This window comes from Armatimonadota bacterium (genome assembly GCA_022563855.1).
GTDB lineage: Bacteria > Armatimonadota > Fimbriimonadia > Fimbriimonadales > Fimbriimonadaceae > JADFMN01.
Map to the genome: position 1 here is coordinate 435,764 of JADFMN010000001.1, position 20,976 is coordinate 456,739.

The following is a 20,976-nucleotide window of genomic DNA, read 5'->3' on the forward strand; positions in this document are numbered from 1 at the left end:
TTATCGGTTGATCCAGACTAGTACTCAGGGTCGAGTCGGGTTAGTCCACATCGAGCGGTCCTCCGTGCCTTTGTTCGCTCCTGTAACGCGATTCAGCTTCGGCAATGGCGGGAGCCTCTCTAGGTTAGACCAGGCTCAGCTGGGTCACTGGTCTTAAAAGACGTGAAGGAGACGAGGGTTGCGAAAAATAAAAGGGCACGCCTTAGGTTCTTCATGAGGGAGTAATTTTCGGAACGATCTAGCTTGACTTCCACAAACGCATTAACACTTTTACGAAACATTGGGGCATTTTCCTGTATCAGCGCTCTGCACCGGCCTGCACGTAATTTGAGAATTTCGTGGCTCCGCTACATGACATACTGACCGCAAGCATGGGCGACACTTGGGTTTACGTGCTGGACGTAGTGGTCGTCCTTGGCGCGGCGGCCGTCTTCGGGCTCATCTTCGAAAAGATCGGGCTCGGATCTGTTCCCGGGTACTTAGTGGCCGGAGTCATCGTCGGGCCCAGCATCCTCAACCTGATCGAGGGGCAAGAGGTCATCGACACCATCGCAGAGGTCGGCGTCGCGCTCCTGCTGTTCACCATCGGCCTGGAGTTCTCATGGAAGCGGCTGGTCGGATTCGGCGGGCGCGCCGTGATCGCCGGGGGAATCGCATTGGTCGCGGTGAACGCTGTCTTTACAGCCCTATGTCTGAGCTTCGGCCTTGAATGGAGAGCGGCGTTCGCGATCGGGGCGGCTGCTTCCATAGGTTCGACGGCCATGGTCCTGAGAATCCTCCGAACTCGGAACGACTTGGACTCGGCTCACGGCAGGTTCTCAGTCGCGATCCTGCTGACCCAGGACGTCGCGCTAATCCCGCTCGTGCTCTTCGTGGCGTTCCTAGCCAATCCCTCAGGCAACTTGGCGACCTCGATCGGCAGCGCCTTGCTGAACACGACCCTCCTCGTCCTGGGGATGACGCTGTTCATATCGCTCGTCGTTCCTAGGCTTATGGACGAGAAGGTCATCGCGAAGAACCGTGAGATCCCTATCCTCATCGCCGTCGCGACTGCTGTCGGCGCGACTTGGGCCGCACACGCCCTCGGGATCTCTCCCGCGCTCGGCGCATTTATGGCGGGGCTCCTGCTTGCCGAGGGCCGCTTCGCTGACCAGATGCGGGCCGACGCTCTGCCTTTGCGCACGCTCTTCATGGCGGTGTTCTTCGTATCGATCGGCCTGCTGGCAGACGTTCGCTGGATCGGTGACAACGTCGGACTGGTCCTAGGCGCAACGACTGTCCTGATCATTGGCAAGGCGATCTTCACGTACTTCTCCGTCCGCCCGTTCCAGGTGAGCATCGTCCACGCAATGGCGACGGCCATAGCCATCGCACAGGTCGGCGAGTTCTCATTCGTTCTTCTCGACGTCGCAAGGAACGGAGGTCTGATCGACCTTCCCCTGTTCAAGCTTGCGACTTCCGTCACGCTCCTGACCTTGTTCATAACGCCGTTCATGACCGGCAACGCCTACAAGATCGCGCTGCGAATAGCCAAGACCTTCGTGCCGAAGAGAAAGCTCGCCCAAGCGGAGCGCAAGGCACACCAGACGCCGGATCGCCACGGACACGTTATCGTGATCGGGTTCGGCGCGGCTGGGAGAGCGGCTGCATTGACGCTCTTCGACGAGAACGAGTCGGTCCTCGTGCTTGATATCAGCCCGAAGCTCGTCAGGGAAGCCGAACACTGCGGGTTAGGCGGGATGGTCGGAGACGCGACACAGCACACGAACCTCGAACGGGCGAACATCGAGTCGGCCTGCGCCGTCGTCATAGCCGTCCCCGACCACATGGCCGTACGGGCGATCCTCAGTCAGTGCAAGCACGCGGCCCCAGACGTCCCGGTCATCGTGCGCTCGCGCTATCACGTGTTTTCCGACGAACTTGACGTTCTCGGTGCGGACATGGTCCTCGACGAAGAACAGACCGTAGGTCTGCTGCTCGGCCGAAAGACGCTCGCCCTCATACGCGCCGAGCCGGTCGTAGAGACTGTGACAAAATCTAAAGAACCGTCTTGATCCGCTCTTCGAAGGCTGTCGGGATGTACAGGGCGCGGTACCGCTCGATGGCGAACCTGTCCGTCATTCCGGCTACGTAGTCGAGTGCGCCTTGCGGCCCGATAAAGCCGTCCGGCAATCGGCTGTTCTCGAGGTAGTAGAGGAACAGCTCCCGCACGACGTGCTTGGCCTTCGCGATGTCAGGATAGATCTGCGGGTACCTGAGGTACACGTTTTCGTACAGCCACTCCTTCAGGCTGTTCATCACGGCGAGCATCTCGTCCGATAGCCGGATACTCGGCTGGTCGAGGCTGGACTGAATCGCATCGCGCACCATTGCGCCAATGCGCTTGCCGTGACTCGGACCAATTCTCTTGAACTCGGGAGGAATCTCATCGATGATTCCACTACGAATCGCGTCGTCGAGGTCGTGGTTCAAATACGCTATCCGATCGCTGATCCTAACAACGGCGGCCTCAAGCGTCGAAGACTGTTCCCCATCCCGGGCGGTGAGGTCGCTGCTTCCTTTGCTATGTCCGCCGATCCCCTCCCGAACCTCGTGCGTCAGGTTCAACCGTTCCAACTCGTCGACGACCCTCAGTGAATGCTCGTAATGCCGAAACGACTTGGGAGAGTCAGGCCGGTCCAAACTCCGCAAGACCTCATCGAGCGCGTCCTCGCCGATATGCCCGAACGGCGTGTGGCCGACGTCATGGCCCAACGCGATCGCCTCGATCAGATCCTCGTTCAGGCGAAGGGCTCGACCGATCGTACGCGCGATCTGCGCTACCTCCAGAGAGTGGGTCAGCCGCGTGCGATAGTGGTCGCCGAGCGGCGCGATGAACACTTGCGTCTTGTGATTGAGCCTGCGAAACGATTTGCAGTGCAGTATGCGGTCACGATCCCTTTGAAAGCACGTTCGGACACCGTCTTCCTCCTCATTCTGGCGTCTACCGCGGCTTTGGCTGGACCGCTGGGCGTTCGCACAAAGGCTCTCGTTTTCTCGCTCCTCAATCGCCTCTCGGATCGTTCCTGGCATCTGAGTATGAGACGGTTGATCGACTGGATTAGCCGCCTGGTGGTCGTCGATCCATCTCTGTTCCGCATCCACGGCGCGGCACGGTGGCCCTTGGGCCATCGCTTAGTCGCCGCATCCGCTCGTTCAAACAGATCATAATATGGCTTGGGCGCGGAGCGGTGTCCGAGTGGTCGAAGGAGCACGACTGGAAATCGTGTATATGGTTTTCCCATATCGTGGGTTCGAATCCCACCCGCTCCGCCACTAATCCTCAATTAGCTTTAGGCTTGCTCGGTCTGACGACGCCTGTGCTCGCGCAGGAACGCCGGGATATCCACGTCTTCCTCTTCGAAGACCGTCTCCGGCTCGGGTGCCTCTCGAGACGCTCTGGCCTTTTCCTGCCGCCAGATCTCTTGCGGCGATACGCGCGTTCCGTACTGAGTAGGCGGCAAGTCCTGATCGGCCTGAACCGACGCAGTTGCCTGGCCGTTCCTCCCCATCCGCGGAACCGCGTCGAATCCGGTCGCCAATACGGTGATCCGGACTTCGTCTTTCATATCGGGCTCGATTACGGTACCGAAATAGATGTTGGCCTCTGATTCATCGCAGAGACCGTGGATGTACTCCATAGCTTCAGTGACCTCGCTGAGCGTTAGGTCCTCGCCGCACGTAATGTTGACGAGAAGCCCCTTGGCCCCGTTGATCGTCTGCTCCAGCAACCGGCTCTGCGTCGCGCTCTGCGCCGCTTGTATGGACCGATGTTCACCGATTCCGTGTCCGATGCCCATCAGCGCAACCCCCGCGCCGCTCATTACGGACTTGACGTCCGCAAAATCGACGTTGATCTGACCCGGCACCGTGATGATGTCGCTGATGCCCTGAACCCCCTGCCTAAGGATGTCGTCGGCGATCCGAAACGCCTCGCCTAGGCTTGTGCGCCTCTCGACGACCTCTTTGAGCCGTTCGTTCGGGATGGTGATGATCGTGTCAACTCTACCGACGAGCGACACGATGCCCTCCTCGGCATACTTCTCCCTTCGTCTCCCTTCAAATCGGAACGGCTTTGTGACGATCGCAATGACCAGGGCGCCGACTTCGCGCGCGATTTCGGCGATGACCGGCGCAGCGCCCGTTCCCGTGCCGCCGCCCATGCCAGCCGTCAAGAACACCATATCAGCCCCCTCGAGCGCCTTCCTGATTTCGTTCTTGCTCTCTTCTGCAGCGGCCCTTCCAATCTCCGGATCGCCTCCGGCTCCGAGACCTCGCGTGAGGTTTTGGCCTAGCTGGATTCGCTTGCTCGCCTGAGACCGATCTAACGCTTGAACATCGGAGTTCATGGCAATGAACTCGATGCCGCGGATACCGGTCTCAATCATGCGGTTGACGGCGTTAGAGCCGCCTCCGCCTACGCCAATGACTTTTATACTTGCGCCTTTCGCTTCCACGTCGATTTGTCCAACAATAGATTCACTTTGGAACCGGTCTTAGCGACTGCCAATCCGCAGCCTCAGCGACCGAATCCGATCTTTCCAACTCCCCGCACCGCTCGCGGGGACAAGCTCGTCTTCTCCGTCCAAGCCGTACTCTGCCAGCCCGACCAGAGTGGCCATCTCGGGCACAGCGACCTGGCGAGAATTGGTCCCGCCAATTCTCGGTGTCGCAGTGCTGCAGCGACACCCCTCGAACACCGTTCCGAACACCGCGCTCATGCCAGGCAGGTGGCTCCCTCCGCCTGTCAGCAGAACGCATTTTGGGAGCTCGTCAGCCAATTCGCTGTCCTGTAGTCGGTTCTTGACCAGTTGGGCGATTTCGCGGACGCGGCTCTCGATTATTTCGCAGAGTACCTTACGTTGAAACGGCCTTGCGCTCTCTTCTGCGACTTGTTTTACACTCACGACGTCGTCTTGTTCGATCTCCTTCGGATCGGCGTTTCCCGCGCTCAGTTTCAGGGACTCTGCATCCTCTTTCGAGATCTTCAGAAGAGCGGCGATGTCGTTCGTGATGTGTTCGCTCGACACTGGCAGCGAGGCCGCAAAAGCGCTGGCCCCGCGAATAAACACCGCGATGTCCGTCGTACCCGAACCGATATCAACGATGATGAAGGAGTCGTTCGCCGAGGACGACCGACCGGCGGCGAGACCTGAGGCGATTCCGCTGGGCAAAATCGGCCCCATCCTTAATCCTGCAGACTCGACGACCCTGCCAAGTGCATCCAAGTCGCTGCGAGGACAGGTTGTGACGTGAGTTCGAACTTCGAGCCTGCTGGCACGCTTGCCGATGGGATCTGGCACCACGTCCGAGCCGTCGAGAACGTACTCTCTGGGCAGGGCCTGGATCGTGTCCTCATCGCTGGGCAGCTGAATCTGTCGGCTGTGCGTCGCAACCTGCAAGACGTCCTCCTGCTGGATCACCTTGTCCGGCGGATAGATCGGTCGAATGCCGCGCGCCGTCTGGCTCTTCATCTTCGTCGAGCCGATGTTCACGATCACCTCGGCCGAAGTTGGAAGATCCATGTCGATACGGGTCATGGCGACTTGAATGCACTTGGTCAAGGCGTCCTCGTCGACGATCTCGCCGCGATGCATTCCACGGCTGCCGACCGCAGCCGCATCCACGAGTTTCAGGCGGTCTTCGGACCGCTCCGCAACAAGACACGCGACTTTAGAAGAGCCAAGGTCCAATACAAATGTGCGGTTACTCATGTCATGCCAACGGTACTGTCCAAATCACCGTCGTCAACCGGGTCATCCGACTGACGACAACCTCGCCAACTACTGAGCACGTGCTTCCGAAGACGGCTGAGGTACTTAAATATACGCCATCCGATCACGAGAACCACTGCCAAAAACAGGTTGATCCCAAGATAATCTCCCAGCAAAGAGAGAAAAGTTGCGATCAGCGCGTTGGCGACAAATCCACTCAAGAAGGCGTCTGTCTGAAACTTACCCTCTACAGCGTCTCGACGGCCCAAAAAATCGCAGCGAGCCCTGCTAGCACGCCGATTCCCAAGTACTGCCCAACCTTACCGTCGGCTGAAACTGCTGCGCGATAACCGATCAGAGCCCCCACGTTCAGCGCCAACAACGGGATCAGCTTCACGATCGATCCTTCGTCGGCTTGGCGAATTTTGAGGCCGTAGACCCGGCAAACGCCGGCAGCACGTGCGACTCAACGATCTCGATCCGCACCATTGCGGGGTCGACGGCCCGGATTTCGTCGAGCGGACCGCCCGGCAAGTTCATCGCGCCCATCAGCGTCTCCGGATCGCCGATGACGCGGATCGTCACGGGCGAGGCGATTCGAACGCTGTCGACGAGAATCGTGGGGCCAACGCATCTGAAGCTCGATCGGAGACCAACGCGCAACCCGTTCACGCTTATAGACTCCGCACCCGCGCTCCAAAGCTCGTTGACGATCCTGAGGACGTCGGTATCGTGGATGATCGAACCGCTGAGGTCTATGATGTTCTCCGCCGGACGCTCCGAGTCTCGCAAGACCACTGATATGCCAGGCCCCTCGACCTCCGTCAACCCGGCGTACAGCTTCGTACTTTGAAGGCTTTCGTTCAGTTGCTTCGCGCCCTCGCTCCCTTCGGCGATGGTGTTCTCCATCCGCGTCATCTCTTCGCGCAACTTTGTTACTTCGTCCGAAAGTTCGGCGTACTCGCGCTCGTTATCGATGCTGTTGAAGCCCCGCCGGGTCTGCGTGTCCAGCGAAGGCTCGTCCAGGCCGTTCCTCGTGAGGCCGGTGACCCAAAGCATCGAACCCGCTAGGCCGATTGCGAGCGCCAGCGCGCTCACTGGCCAGAGCCAAGATTGGGATCGCGTATTCGGCTGTTTCGGGCTCATTGCTTCGGCGTTCGGACCGGCTTTCCAGGCGCGATCAGGTTCAACTGTTCCGTGCTTTCAAGAAACTCCGGATCGTTGTCGAGGATTTCCTTCAGCACGTCGAGCTTCTCGTCTAGGCTCTCGGTTGAGCCGAGTCGGACTACGAGCCCACCGGGCACGACCAAGTCGATTGAGCGATCTCCGTGCACGACGATTCTCCAAGGAATCCCAGAAAACCTTCTACTTACATTCTCGCACAAAAGTGCGATCGTTCCCGGCTGCCAATTGTCGAAAAGGCTCACATTCGGGCGAATGAAGTCCGCGGGCAGCACCAACAGCATGAGGTTCTCGGGCTCATCCTCGGTTCGGAACAACGTACCGTCGGCAGACAGCAGAAGCCCGGCTGTGTCCACGATCTGTGCAACGGGGCGGTGATGTTCGATCTTAAGCAGTCCCCGCCCGAATATGTTGACTCGGAAATCTGCGACCCGCACGTCGCTCTTTGCCACTAGGTCGCTCGCGATCTGGCTGGACGACAATTGCAACGCAGGAACACCGGCCAACGGCTCGAAATACGATTTCAGTTCGGCTTGCTCCGTGGCCGTTGCGCCGACAACCCTGACGTGAGTCAGGCTGGTGAGCGGACTGTAGTAGGCGGCGACAACCAGATTGATCAGGAGCGCCCCCCAGAAATACGGCCTGAGATCGGGCGCCGAAGCCCACCTATCGCGACCGCGGCGCCTCTTCGATCTTGATTGCATCTCGTACCATCCACCTGACTAGGTCTTGAAAGCTCCAGCCATGCTCTACGGCGCTCCGGGGCACGAGGCTGGTCGCAGTAAACCCCGGCAGCGTGTTGACCTCCAAGACCACGATCCCGTCCTTCGCCACGATCATGTCCGTTCGGGTCACGCCCTTGCACCCGAGGGCGCTGTGACACTCAAGCGCGAGCCGTTGCGCCTCCGCAGTCTGTTCATCCGTAATCATGGCCGGGCAGATCTCCTCTGTCGCGCCCGGCGTGTACTTGCTCTCGAAGTCGTAACGGCCGCTGGCGGGAACGATCTCGACGACGGGAAGCGCAGTGTCGCCCGCGACCGGGACAGCGATCTCGACCCCTTTTATCCACTCCTCGACGAGCACCTTGTCGTCGTATCGGAACGCTAACTTGATCGCGTCGTCGAGCTGATCCTGTCGCTCGACGAACGAAAGCCCGATGGTTGATCCTTGTGCGTTCGGTTTTACGATCACGGGGGGCGGAGGCATTTTCTCTGGCCGCTCGCTTTCGCTTTCGATCAGCACGCCCGGGGGGACGGCGATCCCGCGCCGCTGTAAGATCGTCTTGGTCAGGCTCTTGTCCATGACGATCGCGCTGGCGAGGATTCCGCTGCCGGTGTACGGGATGTGCAGCAGCTCGAACAGCCCCTGGATCGCGCCGTCCTCGGCGTTCGTCCCGTGTACGCAAAGGAACGCAAGATCCGGCCTGGCGTCGCCTTGCAGGTCGGACAGATCGCCGCCGCTCAACAACAGCTCTGTTGCATCGAGAAGGCTCGCTTCGTATCCTAATTCCGTGAGCGCGGCGTGAACTTCGCGCCCGCTCAGGATGCTGACTTCCCTCTCCGCGCTGTCGCCGCCGTAGACCACGGCGATCCTTGGCTTCTCCGGTCGCTCCATCTCCTTGATCATAGCTGGTGCAAAGTCGGAGATGTTCCCCGCGCCCATGCCGACCACGACGTCCCCTGGCTGAGCGAAGTCGTTGACCTTCCTTGGAAGCAGATGGCGGCTAGGCACATACGTGACGGGTGACGTCATCAGCTCGGCGACTCGCAGGCTGCTGATGCCGGGGATCGGGTCTTCGCGCGCAGGGTAGATGTCCGTCAGGAATACGTGGTCTGCGAGGTCTAGCGCCTCTGCGAACTCGGGTATCAGGTCGTTCGTGCGCGAATAGAGGTGCGGCTGGTAGACGACGACCAGGCGGCGGTCTGGGTACTTCTCGCGCAGAGCCTGGATGGTCGCCCGGATTTCCGTCGGGTGGTGGGCGTAGTCGTCTACGATGTCGATCTCGCCGAACGCGAACGACTGAAGGCGGCGATCTGCACCACGGAACGTAATGACGGCGGCTTGGACTGCACTCACCGTACCAAGAGCCTCCTCCTCGCCAGACATTCTCGTTGCCTCAATGATCGCTCGGAGGGCACCGCTTGCGTTCGTCCAGTTGTGTTCGCCGAAGAGAAGGAGCGGCATCGTGCGAGTTACGTAGCCGCGACCGGAACTTGCTTGGTGTTTTTCTGTGCCCGGAATCTCCTTGAGTCTCTCCTTGTGGACTTCGGGATGACCGATATTCAGCGCCATCTGTCTGTCGTAGCCTCGTGTCTCACCGTCAAATGACTCTGCGATCTCCGAGGAGCCCTCGTCTTCCTTGCAATAGACCAGCACTCCATCCTCGGGCAGCCTTTTCACGAATCGAAGGACGGAGTCGCGAAGATCTTCCCAAGTTCCGTGAAAATCCGCGTGGTCCATCTCGAGGTTCGTCAACACCACGATCGTCGGATCGAAGTCGTGAAATGAGTCGTACGCCTCGCAAGCCTCGACAACCGCCCACTCTCCCTTGCCGTCGATCACGGATCCACCGAACTCCGGCACCTCTGCCCCGACGACGATCGTCGGGTCGAGCCCTGCGGCGCGCAAGCCAGCGGCGATCATGCCCGTCACTGTCGTCTTGCCGTGCGTGCCGGTTACGGCGATGGTCTTCTTCCCTTCCAGCATCCAGCCCAGGCACTGCGAGCGGCGGAACACTGGGCAGCCAAGCTCCTTGGCTCGCTGGTATTCAGGCGAAGAATCCAGCGGAATCGCGTCGGAGAACACGACGGCGTCACCCTCGGCGACAACTTCTGCCGTGTGGCCGATTCTGACCTCGACTTGGAGTTCGCGAAGACCATCGATCAAGGGCGAATCGGTCAGGTCCGTCCCTTTAACCGTAAAGCCGCGATTGCAAAGCATCCGCGCCACGCCGCTCATTCCAGCGCCGCCGATACCGACGAGAACGAACGACTTGTGACCGGCCAACTCTGACCGGTCATTGAAAGCGGTGGCGTTCTCGTGCTTCGTTCTCATTTCGCCGACTCTTCTAGGATGGCCAATATCTGCTTGGCGGCGTCGGGCCTGTCCCACTCAGCCAGCGCGGCTTTCGCCTGCTCGATCCGTGCCTCGTCGTTCAGCCAAGCCATGACGCGAGCTTCCAGGGATGCAGCGAGCAGGTCTTCCTGCTTCAGCAGCTCGGCAGCTTTCATGTCGGCAAACTCCTGCGCGTTGACGCGCTGGTGGTCTCCGTACGCGCGCGGGTATGGGACCAAAATCGACGGCTTGCGAAAAGCGGCGAGCTCAGCCAAGGTCCCGGCACCGCTCCGACAAATTGCGAGCGAACTCTGGAACAACGCGACGGCCATCTCGTCTGCGTCCAGATACGCCTTGATCGTGTACCGCCCGTTGATGCCAAGCTTTTCTTGAGAGCGCATCGTGCTCTCGTAGTGGCTTTCGCCGGTGATGTGAAGCCACTGAACGTCCGCTCGAACCATGCGGACCGCAGCAGCAAGCACGGCGTCGTTCAACACGGCGCTGCCCTGTGAGCCGCCCATCACCAGCACGACCGGAGAGTCGCTGTCAAGAGCCTGATCGAGCGGCAGCCGACCCTGCGCGCTTGCGCGCAACTGCTCGCGGATCGGAAGTCCTGTTTGCACGGTCTTGCCGCCGGGAAAGAACTGTGACGCAGACTTGAATACCGTGCAAACACGGCTCGCAGACTTGGAGAAAAGTCTGTTCGTCCTGCCTGGGACCGCGTTCTGTTCGTGGATCACAAACGGAATCCCAAGCCTCCTCGCTGCGTGTACGACCGGCGCCGACGCGTATCCGCCGGTCGAGAACAGCACGTCTGGACGCCAAATGCTTAGCTCGTGCAACGCATTTTTGGAGGCTTGCAGCATCTTCGCCGCTGTGAACCAACCGCGAGGCGTGTAAAGGCGGTAGATCGGCTCAGACGCAAATCCGACGAACTCGATCGCCGCCTTTTCGCACGCACCGCCCTCGATTCCTCGCAGCGACCCGTAGTACTTGACTTGCCAGCCAGCAGCGCGGGCCGCGCGACCGATCTCAAGCGCGGGAAATACGTGCCCGCCTGTTCCGCCACCCGTAATGGCCAGCCTCATCGGACGACACCTCCTCGTTCTTGACTCTTTGCACGACGCTCATCGCCGTACCGATTCCCAACCAAAGCGCAACCAGGCTCGATCCGCCGGCACTCACGAACGGCAACGGTATGCCGATCGGCGGCAGGTGGGCGTTGACCATCCATATATTGACGCAAGTCTGCGCTCCGATCCAAACGCCGATGCCAATTAGGATTAGCGACGAAAACCGGTCGCTCGACCGCATGCTCAGGCATATCAGCCGCCAAGTGATCGCGGCCAGCAGCAGGATTACGGCCAGCGAACCGATTAAGCCGGTCTCCTCGCCGACGGTCGTCATCACGAAGTCGGTCGTGGCTGCGGGCAGCCGGTTCTGCTTGGCCTGCCCTTGCCCAATGCCGACGCCCGTCAGGCTGCCTCGCGCCAGCGCCCACTCCGACAACGCCGGCTGGAAACCTGAGCCGTGAATGTTCTCGGCCGACCACCTCGCCTCGTGCCTTGCGAACCGCTCGAGTCTGTACGGCTGCGCGTATACGGCCGCCGCTCCAAAGGCGATCGCGACGACGACGATCGTTGAGATAGAGCGCCAGCTCACCCCGGCCGCGACGACTATGGCGAGCGTGCAGACCGCAATGACCGCGGCCGTGGCGAGGTCGGGCTGCCCCTCGACGAAGTACAGGACGGGCAAGATGAGCAGCAGCGGCCAACCGCGCGCGAGCTTCGGCAGCCAGATTTTGTCAAGCCTCTGCCAGAGGCTCCTGATCGCGCGCTTCGGCTTGACCCATTTCTCGTGCCCGGCCAACGCAGCGGCCAGGAATAGGATCACTGCCAGCTTTACGAACTCGGACGGCTGCATCGTGTGTCCAAATATGACCAGCCACCGTCTCGCCCCGCCTTCCGAATGTCCCATAGGAGAGTATCGGACGAGCAGGAGCAGGCTGACTCCGATCCCGAACGAAACCGCGCCGATCACCGGCAGCGACTTGCGCGAAACCAGCGGGCAGAGCAGCGCAAGCCCGACTGCGAGCAACAAGAAAATGAACTGCGTCTTCAGTTCGTGCGGCAAGAACGATCCGGCGGCGGCGGAGCGAACGTAGCCGGAGTCCCAAATGGCGATCAGCCCGACGACCGACGCGAGAAGGCAAAGGCCGAACAGGGGGCGATCCGGTATCAGCCTGCGGACGTTCATTGGGCGATCCACTCCTCTACCAGTCGCCGAAAATCGTCGCCCCGCTCTTTGAAGTTCGCATACGGCTCTGCGCTGGCACAGCCAGGCGATAGCACGACGAAATCACCGTCGCTTGCATCGCTGGCGGCTGCTGCAAACGCCTTCGGGAGATCTTCAAAAGTCGACAAAGCCGCTCCCATCTGCGCCGACAGTTCGTCAGCCTCAGGGCCGAAGATGTACGCCGGATTTCCCGAAGTGGCGAGGAACTCTCCCAGCGGCGCGAAGTCCAGGTTCTTCCGTTTCCCTCCTATGAGCAGCCGTTGTGGACCGTCGATCCCCCGACAGCTAGCGATGATCGCCTCTGGGTTTGTGCAGACGGAGTTGTTCACGAACTTCACGCCGCCTCGCTCCCTCACTAGCTCCATGCGGTTGGCCAGCCCGGTGAACTTGAGGAGCGCAGACAGCATGGCGTCGTGCTGATCGCTCGACGGCTCCTTTAGGAATGCGTCCGCCATCTCCCAAGCCATCATTGCGTTCGCCAAGTTGTGGTCACCGAGGAGCGGCAACGACGCGATGGCGATGTCGTCTCCGCTCAGGAACAGGCGATCTCCTGCCCTGGCCGTCACGCCCGACGTAGCGCCGAACCCGTCTGGGGCGAACTTGATCTTTCTTGGCGCTGGCGGAATGCGATCTGGGTCGACTGTGCGCTCATCTAAATTCACGATGACGACGTCGCTCGCACTCATCTTTTCCAGCAGTCGATACTTGCACGATTCGTACTCAGCGAAGCTCGCATGACGCTCCAAGTGATCCGGTGTAATGTTCGTGATCGCTGCCACGCGCGGTCGGAACCGCTGGACGAACTCTAGCTGGAAACTGCTGACTTCGGCGACCAGGACGTCCACGCTCTGCATCGAGGCGTCGGTCAGGGTCAGCTCGTCGTACCCCGACCCTGCGATGTTGCCGCAGAGAACAGCGTCGACGCCAGCTGCACGAAGCAACAGCCACGTCAGCACCGTCGTTGTGCTCTTGCCGTTGGTGCCCGTGATCGCCAGAATCGGATCGGATGTGATTCGGTAGGCAAACTCGATCTCACCAATCACTTCCCTCTCCTTCATATCCGCGACACACGGGTGGTTCATCGGCACGCCCGGCGAGAGAACCAGCATGTCGAAGTCTTCGTCCGACAGGTGGCCGTGCCAGCCCGGCGCGGCTACAACACCGGCTGCGTTCAGAGTATCGACCGCTGGCAGGATGCTCGGATGATCGGCGGGCTTCTCGTCGAAGACGGTGACAGCCGCGCCTAGCTCTTTTGCCGCGAATCCCACAGAGATGCCGGATTTCGCCATGCCAGCGACTGCGATTCTCGTGCCGTCGAGCTTCATCGGCCAACCCCCAGAACAACAGCCAGCCCAGCCAAGACCAGCACGGCTTGGACCAAGTGGAACGTCCAGACGACGCGCGTTTCAGGCCAGCCGGCCTCCTGCAAACCGTGGTGCAGCGGCGTCTTGGGGAACAGCCGCTTTCCTCCGCGCAACTTCGCGGACAGAATCTGCAGCGGCACTGGCACCAGCTCGATCGCCATCACACCGGCGATGATGCTCGCCGCCCAAAGGTTTTGGTGTGCCGGATATATTTCACTGGATCTGCCTACGACCAAGAACGCCCACCCAAGCAGGGCGCCGATCGGAAGCGCGCCTACGTCACCCATGAACAGCTTTGCCGGTGGGGCGTTGAGGAATAGAAACGGCAGCATCGCCCCTGCCAAAGCCGCCATGAGAATTGCAGCCGGAGCGTAAGACACGAGCAGTGCGATGACGCCAAACCCCAACGCCATCAAGACCCCCAGACCCCCTGCCAGCGTGTCCATTCCATCAGAAATGTTGAATGCGTTCGCGAAGAACAGAATGAAGAACACGATAACCGCCATCGCCTGCCAGTCGCGCACCCCGCCTAGCCAGCACGCGCCAACCGTGACCAGTATCTGGAGTCCCAGCTTCTGTTTCCACCCGAGCCCCCGCGCGCCATTCGCAAGTCGAGGGACGATGAAGTCGTCGAGCAAGCCGATGAAAGCAAAACCGAGCAAGAGCACGGCGGGCACAAGTCCGTCGTGAAACGGTACCAGAATGAACACGGCCAGCAAGGCAAGCAGTACGATGAGGCCGCCCATCGTCGGAGTCCCCTCCTTGTGCGCGTGCTCGCCGATGTGCTCGCTGATCTTCTGCCGCGATCCGACCCTCTTCAACAAGCGGTAAACGCCGGGCGCAACGACCGCCGACGCAACAAACGCCAACACGCAGGCGGTCATCACGTTGGATACGTCGATTGGGATCATACGCCCGCCTCCGTCAGCGCCCGCTCCAGCTCAAGCGCTCTGCTCCCTTTTATCAGGACGAGATCGCCGGGGTTAACGGTCTGTAGATACCTGGCGACCTCTGCCAGATCAAGACTAGACAGCGACTGAATCCGGTTTGCAGGGTATCCGCGCTTCGTCGCTTCGTCTCGTATGTAATCAGTCGCGCCGCCTGTCAGGAGCACGCCGTCGAGATCCGCTTCTGCAACGGCCTTTCCGACCAGCCGGTGCCCCGCCTCGGTGAAATCGCCTAGCTCGAGCATCTCGCCCAGAACCGCCAGCCGGCGTCCCGTGCACGGCACTTCACACACCACTTGGATTGCTGCGACAGTCGAGTCTGGCGAGGCGTTATACGTGTCTAGAAGCACGAACGCGCCGTCTCGCTCCACCATCTCCATTCGCATCGGCGGCAGATCGACGCCCGTCAGCCCAGCGACAGCGTCCGATACGGAGACCCCCGCTGCACCGGCAGCCGCAATCGCGGCAGCGGCGTTCAACGCCTGGTGTTTACCGACGGTCGGCAGTTCCACCTCGAACGAATCAGAGTGCAGCCTTCCTCGCACCGCGCAACGGTGAAGATCGAGCGCACGATAGCCCGTGATCCGGCAGTCTGCTTCGGGCGAAAAGCCGAACGTAATCACTTCGCAGCCCGAGGCCTCGCGCAACACGGGGAGAAACTCATCATCCTGCGGTAAGACGGCGTGGCTATCGGTTGGCAGCGCCTGGAGCAACTCAGATTTTGCAGACGCTATCGCCGCGCGCGACCCGACCATTTCGATGTGCGCCGAGCCGATGTTTGTGACGACTCCGACCGTCGGGCTGGTGAAACTGCACAGATGAGCGATCTGCCCGGCGCCGCGCATCCCCATCTCGATGACGACCGACTTGTGCTCCGGCGACAGCTCCGCCCAAACGAGGGGCGACGAGTACTCCGAGTTGCGGTTGCCCTCGTTCTTCAGCACAGAGCCTGACACGCTCATCGCCGCAGCAATGAACTCTTTGGTCGTCGTCTTCCCTACGCTTCCGGTCACGGCGATCACCGGGCCGCTGAAACCTCGCCGAGCGTGGCGCGCGAACTTTGCCAGCGCATCGACGAGATCCGCAACCAGGATGTGTGGGCAATCGACTGATCGCTCGACGAGCGCACCGACTGCGCCGCCTGCCATCGCCCCCTGACAGTAGTCGTGCCCATCGACGCGCTCGCCCTTGATCGCTAGAAAGAGGTCGCCCGGTTTTGCATCGCGGCTGTCGAAAGCGAATCCTTCTATCTTTGCGCCGCTAGAGAATCCGTGCGGCACGCCGCCGCATCGGCGCGCGAAATCGTCAACGGAGATGGGCATCACGGTCCTCGCTCCTCCAACGCCTTGCGTGCCAGCACGCGGTCATCCATCGGGAGTTTTTCACGCCCGACGATCTGATAATCCTCGTGCCCCTTGCCGGCTATCACGACGATGTCGCCTGGCTGCGCCTCTCGCACAGCGACCGCGATGGCTTCTTTGCGATCGATGATCGATTGCGTCGGCTTCCCCGCAAGCAAGCCCTGCTCGATGTCTCGTATGATCTGGGCGGGGTCCTCGGTCCGCGGGTTGTCGCTCGTCACGATCGTGATGTCGCTCAGCTCGCTGGCGACTGCGGCCACCTTCGGACGCTTCGCCCGGTCCCTGTCGCCGCCGCAGCCGAACACGGTGATCACCCGCTTGTGCTCCAGGCCCTGAACGGAGAGCAACAGGCTCTTCATCGCGTCGTCTGTGTGCGCGTAGTCGACGATCACGCTAAACCCGAACTCGCTCTGGACCGCTTCAAAGCGGCCAGGAACAGGGCTAACCTGCCCAAGCGCGTAGGTGGACCGGGACAATGACTCACCCATCGCCAAGAGCGCGGCCAAGGCTGCCGTTGCGTTCCATACGTTGAACAGCCCGCCGACCGGAACACCGAACGATTCCTCGTCACCGCCGAACGACGCTTTCAATCGCAAGCGGTCGGCGAGAACCTCCAACGGTTCTGCGACCAAGTCCGCGTCGTCTAATCCAAACGTTACCGTCGCTCCAAAGTCCTCGCGCAACGACCGCCCGAACTCGTCGCCGATGTTGATCGCCGACCGAAAGCCCGTGGCTTGATGCTCTGCGAACATGAGCCGCTTCGCCTCGGCGTACGACCCCATGTCGCCGTGATAATCGAGGTGGTCCTGCGTCAAATTAGTGAACACTCCAATGTCGAAATCCAGCCCCGCGACGCGTCGCTCCTGCAGCGAGTGGCTGCTGACCTCCATGCAGAAATCTTCGCTGCCTGCGTCTGCGGCCTCCGCCAGCAGCGACCACATCTCCGCCGGAAACGGCGTCGTGTTGGCCAACTCTCGATGGTCGCCCAGTACGTCGATCCCCAGCGTGCCGAGATAAGTCGCCTTCCGCCCCATCTCGACCAAGGCGTCCCTGATCATCCATGCGGTGGTCGTCTTGCCGTTGGTGCCCGTGACTCCAATCATCCGCATCTTCGCCGACGGATCACCGTACGCGAGCTTCACGATCGCAGCGACCGAGACGTTGAAGTCCGGCTGTTTGGGATCGATCCACGCCGATGCGACACCAAAGCCTACCGCTCTCTGAAATCCTTCCTGGGAATGAGCGAGAACCGCGACCGCACCGCTTGAAACGGCCTGCTCGATGAACTGGTGGCTGTCGCGGTTTTCGCTCGGCATGCAGACGAACAGCGCCCCGGCCTGAACGGTGCGCGAATCTGCCGTCGCAGACTGAACTTCGGCGTTGCCCCACGATTCACGTACGGCAACGCCCGTTTCCGAGAACAGGGCATGCGCAGTGGGGTGGCTCATTCTTGACTATCCGACGTTTCAGCAGGTTGAGGTGAACGGGGAATCTCAAGCTGGTCGATGACGGCTAGGGCTATTTCCCTGAACGCCGGCCCAGCAACGATGCCGCCATAGATCTGGCCTGCTCTAGGGTTGTCGATAACGACGTAGATCACCGCGCGCGGCTTTCCAGCCGGAACGAATCCGACGAAGTTCGAGATGTTGCCCCCGACCGCCGTGCCGATCTTCTGCGAAGTGCCCGTCTTTCCAGCGATCCGGTATCCCGGGATCATGAGCTGATCGGCGGTGCCGTACTCCTCGTGAATCACCGATTCCATGAGTTTGCGAACGTACGCTGCCGCCTCCGCAGACACGATGCGCTCTGCTGATTCGACAGGCGTCTCGCGTTTGCCGACTGACTTGATCAGCCGAAGTTTCATTCGGAGTCCGTCGTTCGCCAACGCGGCAAATGCGTTCGCCATCAAGATAGCCGGTACGCCGATCGACTGGCCGAATCCAAGCTCGGCGATCTGCCTGGTCGCGTTGCCGGGATTCTGTTTGAAACGCGAACCCTTCTCGGAAGGTAGTCCGATCCCCGGCGGGGCGAGAATGCCGAGGGTTGCAATGAAGTCTCGCATTCCATCAACTCCGACCGCCATCGACCACTGCGCTGCGCTGATGTTGCAGCTCCGGGCGATCGCCTTCTCGTTGTCGACAGTTCCGTGCGCGCGTGAGCCGCCGTGTTCGTCGCACCGCAACGCCTGGCCGCCGACCGTGATTCTCCCGTCGCAGACCAGGCTGTTGTCTCTTCTGATCGCACCCGAGTCGATCGCCTTGGCCAGCGTAAGAATCTTGAACGTGGACCCCGGCTCAAACTGCGCCATGTACGCGGTGTTGTAGTCCAGTGACGGATCTGTTACGGATTCCGGGTTGAACGACGGCCAATTCACCATCGCCAGAACGTCGCCGGTCGTAGGATCGATCACGATCGCGGTGCCTGAGTCCGCCTTGTTGATCTCGACCGCATGCCGGACGGCGGTGTGAGCGGCAACCTGCAGCTCCGAGTTGATCGTGAGCGTGATGTCGTTCGTTCGCAGCGCCGCTGCCTGTTCAAGCTCGATCCCGTTCACCGGACCGTCCGCCCCAACCCTTCCGATGACTCCGCTGGCGGCTTCCAGCAGCGGATAGTATCTCGAACCGATGGCAAGCAGGGACACACCGTCCGCTCGCCACTTGGTAGCGATCCGGCGGACCATCGACTTCTGGCCGTTGTTCAGCAGGCGGTCCGCGCGCCAGCTCTTTCGACTCGACCACGCTCCTGACTGCAGGTCCGACGCCGAGAAACCGGTCGCCTCAGACAGTTCCATGAAAAACGTCGGGCTGTGCGGCAGGCGGTCATAGAACAGTGAGAACTCATAGACGTTTTCGGTTTCTGCGAGAATCTGTCCATCAGATGAGATGATCGCTCCGATCTGCGGCGTAGTCGGGGCGCTGCTCCTCTTCCCCGACCACGGGCTGTCTCGAGAGAGCACGTCGTCGCGGAGAATCAGCTGCGCCCTGGCCTGAGAGAACATCGCCCCGCCAAACGCAAGCGTGACGACTGCCGCGCATACGTAAATGCGCGCTTTGCTGTCCGGGTTAGCGCGTTTCCGCTTCGGCATTCTCACCGCCGCTCATCAACATGATGTCGCTAGGCTGATACAGTCCGTTGGCCATCGCCCACCGCTCTATTGACTGCCGCGCCGTGAGCGCTGAAACTTGTTTCTGCAGCTTCTCAACGTCGCGCTGGGCTGATTCGATCCGACTTACGGCAGCCATCCGATCGCGGTAGGCAGTCTCGGTCTTCGAGTGCCCGAGCAGAGACGAAATCCCGTACGAGGCCGCAGCGAGCACCGCGAACGCCAAGATGCGGGCGAGCCCAACCGCGATCACGTTGACTCGCGGCGCCGTATTCACGACTGTGCGCGTGGTTTGGTTGCGCCTCCTCGCACGGGGATACGACGACGATTTACCTTGAATCCATGGTACTGCGCTCATGCTGCCTCCTGTGATATGCGTACTCTGTGTATTGCGCGAAGCTTCGCGCTTCGACTTTTGGGATTGCTGGCTACTTCCGACTGCGACGGAATCAGCGGCTTCTTGAACGGCAATGAAAACTCGTCGCTCTCAGAGAGCGATCTGAACGCGCGCTTGACCGCTCGATCTTCGCCGGAGTGGTAGGTCAGCACGACCATGCGCCCACCAAGGCTTAGGCATTGCGCAGCCTGTTCGACGGCTTCGATCAGCCCTTCCAGCTCACCGTTGACCGCGATACGAATCGCCTGGAACGTCCGCGTCGCCGGGTGAATCCCACGTTGCCGTTTTGCAGCAGGGATCGCTGCCAGAACGCAATCCACGAGCTGGTCGGTCGTTTCGAGCCTGTTCAGCTTGCGCCGGTCGACGATTACCTGCGCGATCTTCTTTGCCCAGTTTTCGTCGCCGTAGTCGTGCAAGACGGTCTCGATCTCTGCGGCGCTCCATTCATTCACCAAGTCGCTCGCGGGCTGGCCAGACGATCTGTCCATTCTCATGTCGAGCGGCCCTGAGCGACGGAAGCTCATCCCTCGACTGTCGTCCTCGATCTGCGCGTTGTTCAAGCCCATGTCGAGCAGAATCGCATCGACTCTGGTCAGCCCAACATCCGTCACGACTTGCGGTATCCGTCGGTAGTCGCAATGGAAGAAGCGAACCTCCACGTGCTCGATCTTGCTCAGGCGCTCCTTCGCCACATCGAGCATCTGCTCGTCCCAGTCGAAAGCCAGCAGGATTCCTTCGGGGGCGATCCGAGCCGCCATTTCCAAGCTGTGTCCTCCCAGGCCGACGGTGCCGTCGACGACGACCGCTCCTGGCTTGAGGCTCAGATGCTCCATGACCTCCTCGGTCATCACAGGCTCGTGCGTTCGCTGGTCGATCAAATCGCGTCCCTCCCGGTCATCTTCATGTACGCCCGCTCGATGGCCTCGCGCCGCTCCTTGCCGTAGCCGTCGGGATCAGCGTGGAACCTCTCATACTCCTCCTTCGCCCAAATCTCCATGCGGTCCAACAACCCGACCAGAACGACCTTGCCCCGCAACTTCGCTGCTTCGCGCAATTTGATCGGCACGACGATCCTGCCCTGCCGGTCGAAGTTGAGCTCGTCCTCAGCGTTGCCGACGACGAGCCTCGTGTACTGCTGCCGCCCTTGATTGATGCTCGAGTTCGAGAGGATCTCCGTGACCATCTCCTTCCAGGTCTCGGCTGGATAAGCGACCAGGCATCCGGTGTCGCCGAGAGAGATCACGAACCCTTCTCCGAGGCGTTCACGCTTCTTCTTGCCGACAAGGAGCCTTCCTTTGTCGTCAATAGTCGCCTCGTCGGTGCCAACAAGGTATCTTTTCGTAGCGTCATCGGTCTCGCCTGGCATTGCTTATTGGTCTGAGCCGACTGCGGCCAGCACCTTCCGTGGCACCGGCCGCCGTCTTCAAGATTTCCGGACACCCCGCCCGGAGGGTCAGGTCTCCACAATCCATGTATCAACCATCCACCCAGCAACCATTTTACTGGGACACCAATTCATA

19 protein-coding genes and 1 tRNA gene are annotated in these 20,976 nt (G+C 60.7%); 2 read left to right on the plus strand and 18 right to left on the minus strand.

The genetic code is table 11. The features are described from left to right. The first annotated feature begins 371 nt into the window (after positions 1-371). On the plus strand, positions 372-2,054 hold the full coding sequence (locus IH944_02095) for a cation:proton antiporter (protein ID MCH7903339.1): 1,683 nt from the start codon (positions 372-374) through the stop codon (positions 2,052-2,054). On the opposite strand, the gene IH944_02100 is transcribed toward IH944_02095, so the two are convergent. Further along, a complete protein-coding gene (locus tag IH944_02100; GenBank protein MCH7903340.1) occupies positions 2,038-3,072 on the minus strand; it encodes a deoxyguanosinetriphosphate triphosphohydrolase in 1,035 nt (344 codons plus the stop codon). The two genes, IH944_02095 and IH944_02100, sit on opposite strands and share 17 nt — an antisense overlap. A gap of 152 nt (positions 3,073-3,224) precedes the next feature. Here IH944_02100 and IH944_02105 point away from each other — a divergent pair. Then, a tRNA-Ser gene (locus IH944_02105) sits at positions 3,225-3,315 on the plus strand. A 17-nt stretch (positions 3,316-3,332) separates the two neighbouring features. Here IH944_02105 and ftsZ read toward each other — a convergent pair. The 17 genes from ftsZ to IH944_02190 are packed head-to-tail and all read right to left on the minus strand — an operon-like array spanning position 3,333 to position 20,822. Beyond that, positions 3,333-4,514 carry a cell division protein FtsZ gene (ftsZ, locus tag IH944_02110; GenBank protein MCH7903341.1) on the minus strand — a complete coding sequence of 394 codons (1,182 nt, stop codon included), beginning with the start codon at positions 4,512-4,514 and terminating at the stop codon, positions 3,333-3,335. Between the two features lie 21 nt (positions 4,515-4,535). Further along, positions 4,536-5,753, minus strand: coding sequence for a cell division protein FtsA (gene ftsA, locus IH944_02115; GenBank protein ID MCH7903342.1), 1,218 nt, complete (start codon positions 5,751-5,753; stop codon positions 4,536-4,538). Then, positions 5,750-6,022, minus strand: a complete 273-nt coding sequence (locus tag IH944_02120; protein ID MCH7903343.1) for a small basic family protein — start codon at positions 6,020-6,022, stop codon at positions 5,750-5,752. The genes ftsA and IH944_02120 overlap by 4 nt, the downstream gene beginning before the upstream one ends. Beyond that, positions 6,001-6,150 carry a hypothetical protein gene (locus tag IH944_02125; protein ID MCH7903344.1) on the minus strand — a complete coding sequence of 50 codons (150 nt, stop codon included), beginning with the start codon at positions 6,148-6,150 and terminating at the stop codon, positions 6,001-6,003. Before IH944_02125 ends, IH944_02120 begins: the two co-directional genes overlap by 22 nt. After that, the gene (locus tag IH944_02130) at positions 6,147-6,851 is read right to left on the minus strand and encodes a DUF881 domain-containing protein (protein ID MCH7903345.1); all 705 of its coding nucleotides are present in this window, start codon (positions 6,849-6,851) and stop codon (positions 6,147-6,149) included. The genes IH944_02125 and IH944_02130 overlap by 4 nt, the downstream gene beginning before the upstream one ends. A 44-nt stretch (positions 6,852-6,895) precedes the next feature. Further along, positions 6,896-7,639 carry a hypothetical protein gene (locus tag IH944_02135; protein MCH7903346.1) on the minus strand — a complete coding sequence of 248 codons (744 nt, stop codon included), beginning with the start codon at positions 7,637-7,639 and terminating at the stop codon, positions 6,896-6,898. Further along, positions 7,602-9,989 carry a UDP-N-acetylmuramate--L-alanine ligase gene (gene murC / locus IH944_02140; GenBank protein ID MCH7903347.1) on the minus strand — a complete coding sequence of 796 codons (2,388 nt, stop codon included), beginning with the start codon at positions 9,987-9,989 and terminating at the stop codon, positions 7,602-7,604. The genes IH944_02135 and murC overlap by 38 nt, the downstream gene beginning before the upstream one ends. Further along, on the minus strand, positions 9,986-11,077 hold the full coding sequence (gene murG / locus IH944_02145; protein ID MCH7903348.1) for an undecaprenyldiphospho-muramoylpentapeptide beta-N-acetylglucosaminyltransferase: 1,092 nt from the start codon (positions 11,075-11,077) through the stop codon (positions 9,986-9,988). Before murG ends, murC begins: the two co-directional genes overlap by 4 nt. After that, entirely contained in the window at positions 11,022-12,245 is a 1,224-nt protein-coding gene (locus IH944_02150) for an FtsW/RodA/SpoVE family cell cycle protein (protein ID MCH7903349.1), read from the minus strand. The genes murG and IH944_02150 overlap by 56 nt, the downstream gene beginning before the upstream one ends. Further along, positions 12,242-13,609: a UDP-N-acetylmuramoyl-L-alanine--D-glutamate ligase gene (murD, locus tag IH944_02155; GenBank protein MCH7903350.1), complete on the minus strand. Its 1,368-nt coding sequence runs from the start codon at positions 13,607-13,609 to the stop codon at positions 12,242-12,244. The genes IH944_02150 and murD overlap by 4 nt, the downstream gene beginning before the upstream one ends. Next, positions 13,606-14,559 carry a hypothetical protein gene (locus IH944_02160; GenBank protein ID MCH7903351.1) on the minus strand — a complete coding sequence of 318 codons (954 nt, stop codon included), beginning with the start codon at positions 14,557-14,559 and terminating at the stop codon, positions 13,606-13,608. The genes murD and IH944_02160 overlap by 4 nt, the downstream gene beginning before the upstream one ends. Continuing rightward, a complete protein-coding gene (locus tag IH944_02165; protein MCH7903352.1) occupies positions 14,556-15,917 on the minus strand; it encodes a UDP-N-acetylmuramoyl-tripeptide--D-alanyl-D-alanine ligase in 1,362 nt (453 codons plus the stop codon). The genes IH944_02160 and IH944_02165 overlap by 4 nt, the downstream gene beginning before the upstream one ends. Continuing rightward, on the minus strand, positions 15,917-17,404 hold the full coding sequence (locus IH944_02170) for a UDP-N-acetylmuramoyl-L-alanyl-D-glutamate--2,6-diaminopimelate ligase (GenBank protein MCH7903353.1): 1,488 nt from the start codon (positions 17,402-17,404) through the stop codon (positions 15,917-15,919). The genes IH944_02165 and IH944_02170 overlap by 1 nt, the downstream gene beginning before the upstream one ends. After that, entirely contained in the window at positions 17,401-19,041 is a 1,641-nt protein-coding gene (locus IH944_02175) for a penicillin-binding protein 2 (GenBank protein ID MCH7903354.1), read from the minus strand. The genes IH944_02170 and IH944_02175 overlap by 4 nt, the downstream gene beginning before the upstream one ends. Next, positions 19,019-19,417 (minus strand): hypothetical protein, encoded by a 399-nt coding sequence (locus tag IH944_02180; protein ID MCH7903355.1) that lies wholly within the window; start codon positions 19,415-19,417, stop codon positions 19,019-19,021. Before IH944_02180 ends, IH944_02175 begins: the two co-directional genes overlap by 23 nt. Beyond that, positions 19,414-20,334, minus strand: coding sequence for a 16S rRNA (cytosine(1402)-N(4))-methyltransferase RsmH (gene rsmH, locus IH944_02185; GenBank protein ID MCH7903356.1), 921 nt, complete (start codon positions 20,332-20,334; stop codon positions 19,414-19,416). Before rsmH ends, IH944_02180 begins: the two co-directional genes overlap by 4 nt. Next, the gene (locus tag IH944_02190; GenBank protein ID MCH7903357.1) at positions 20,331-20,822 is read right to left on the minus strand and encodes a hypothetical protein; all 492 of its coding nucleotides are present in this window, start codon (positions 20,820-20,822) and stop codon (positions 20,331-20,333) included. The genes rsmH and IH944_02190 overlap by 4 nt, the downstream gene beginning before the upstream one ends. Positions 20,823-20,976 lie beyond the last annotated feature (154 nt).

What these genes read in the sequence shown, in the direction of transcription:
- IH944_02170 (MCH7903353.1), bottom strand. Translation starts at nt 17,404, where the DNA reads ATGAGCCACCCCACTGCGCATGCCCTGTTCTCGGAAACGGGCGTTGCC.
- IH944_02135 (MCH7903346.1), bottom strand. Translation starts at nt 7,639, where the DNA reads ATGCAATCAAGATCGAAGAGGCGCCGCGGTCGCGATAGGTGGGCTTCG.
- IH944_02150 (MCH7903349.1), bottom strand. Translation starts at nt 12,245, where the DNA reads ATGAACGTCCGCAGGCTGATACCGGATCGCCCCCTGTTCGGCCTTTGC.
- IH944_02190 (MCH7903357.1), bottom strand. Translation starts at nt 20,822, where the DNA reads ATGCCAGGCGAGACCGATGACGCTACGAAAAGATACCTTGTTGGCACC.
- IH944_02180 (MCH7903355.1), bottom strand. Translation starts at nt 19,417, where the DNA reads ATGAGCGCAGTACCATGGATTCAAGGTAAATCGTCGTCGTATCCCCGT.
- murG (MCH7903348.1), bottom strand. Translation starts at nt 11,077, where the DNA reads ATGAGGCTGGCCATTACGGGTGGCGGAACAGGCGGGCACGTATTTCCC.
- IH944_02100 (MCH7903340.1), bottom strand. Translation starts at nt 3,072, where the DNA reads ATGCCAGGAACGATCCGAGAGGCGATTGAGGAGCGAGAAAACGAGAGC.
- ftsA (MCH7903342.1), bottom strand. Translation starts at nt 5,753, where the DNA reads ATGAGTAACCGCACATTTGTATTGGACCTTGGCTCTTCTAAAGTCGCG.
- murC (MCH7903347.1), bottom strand. Translation starts at nt 9,989, where the DNA reads ATGAGAACGAAGCACGAGAACGCCACCGCTTTCAATGACCGGTCAGAG.
- IH944_02175 (MCH7903354.1), bottom strand. Translation starts at nt 19,041, where the DNA reads ATGCCGAAGCGGAAACGCGCTAACCCGGACAGCAAAGCGCGCATTTAC.
- IH944_02165 (MCH7903352.1), bottom strand. Translation starts at nt 15,917, where the DNA reads ATGCCCATCTCCGTTGACGATTTCGCGCGCCGATGCGGCGGCGTGCCG.
- IH944_02160 (MCH7903351.1), bottom strand. Translation starts at nt 14,559, where the DNA reads ATGATCCCAATCGACGTATCCAACGTGATGACCGCCTGCGTGTTGGCG.
- IH944_02095 (MCH7903339.1), top strand. Translation starts at nt 372, where the DNA reads ATGGGCGACACTTGGGTTTACGTGCTGGACGTAGTGGTCGTCCTTGGC.
- murD (MCH7903350.1), bottom strand. Translation starts at nt 13,609, where the DNA reads ATGAAGCTCGACGGCACGAGAATCGCAGTCGCTGGCATGGCGAAATCC.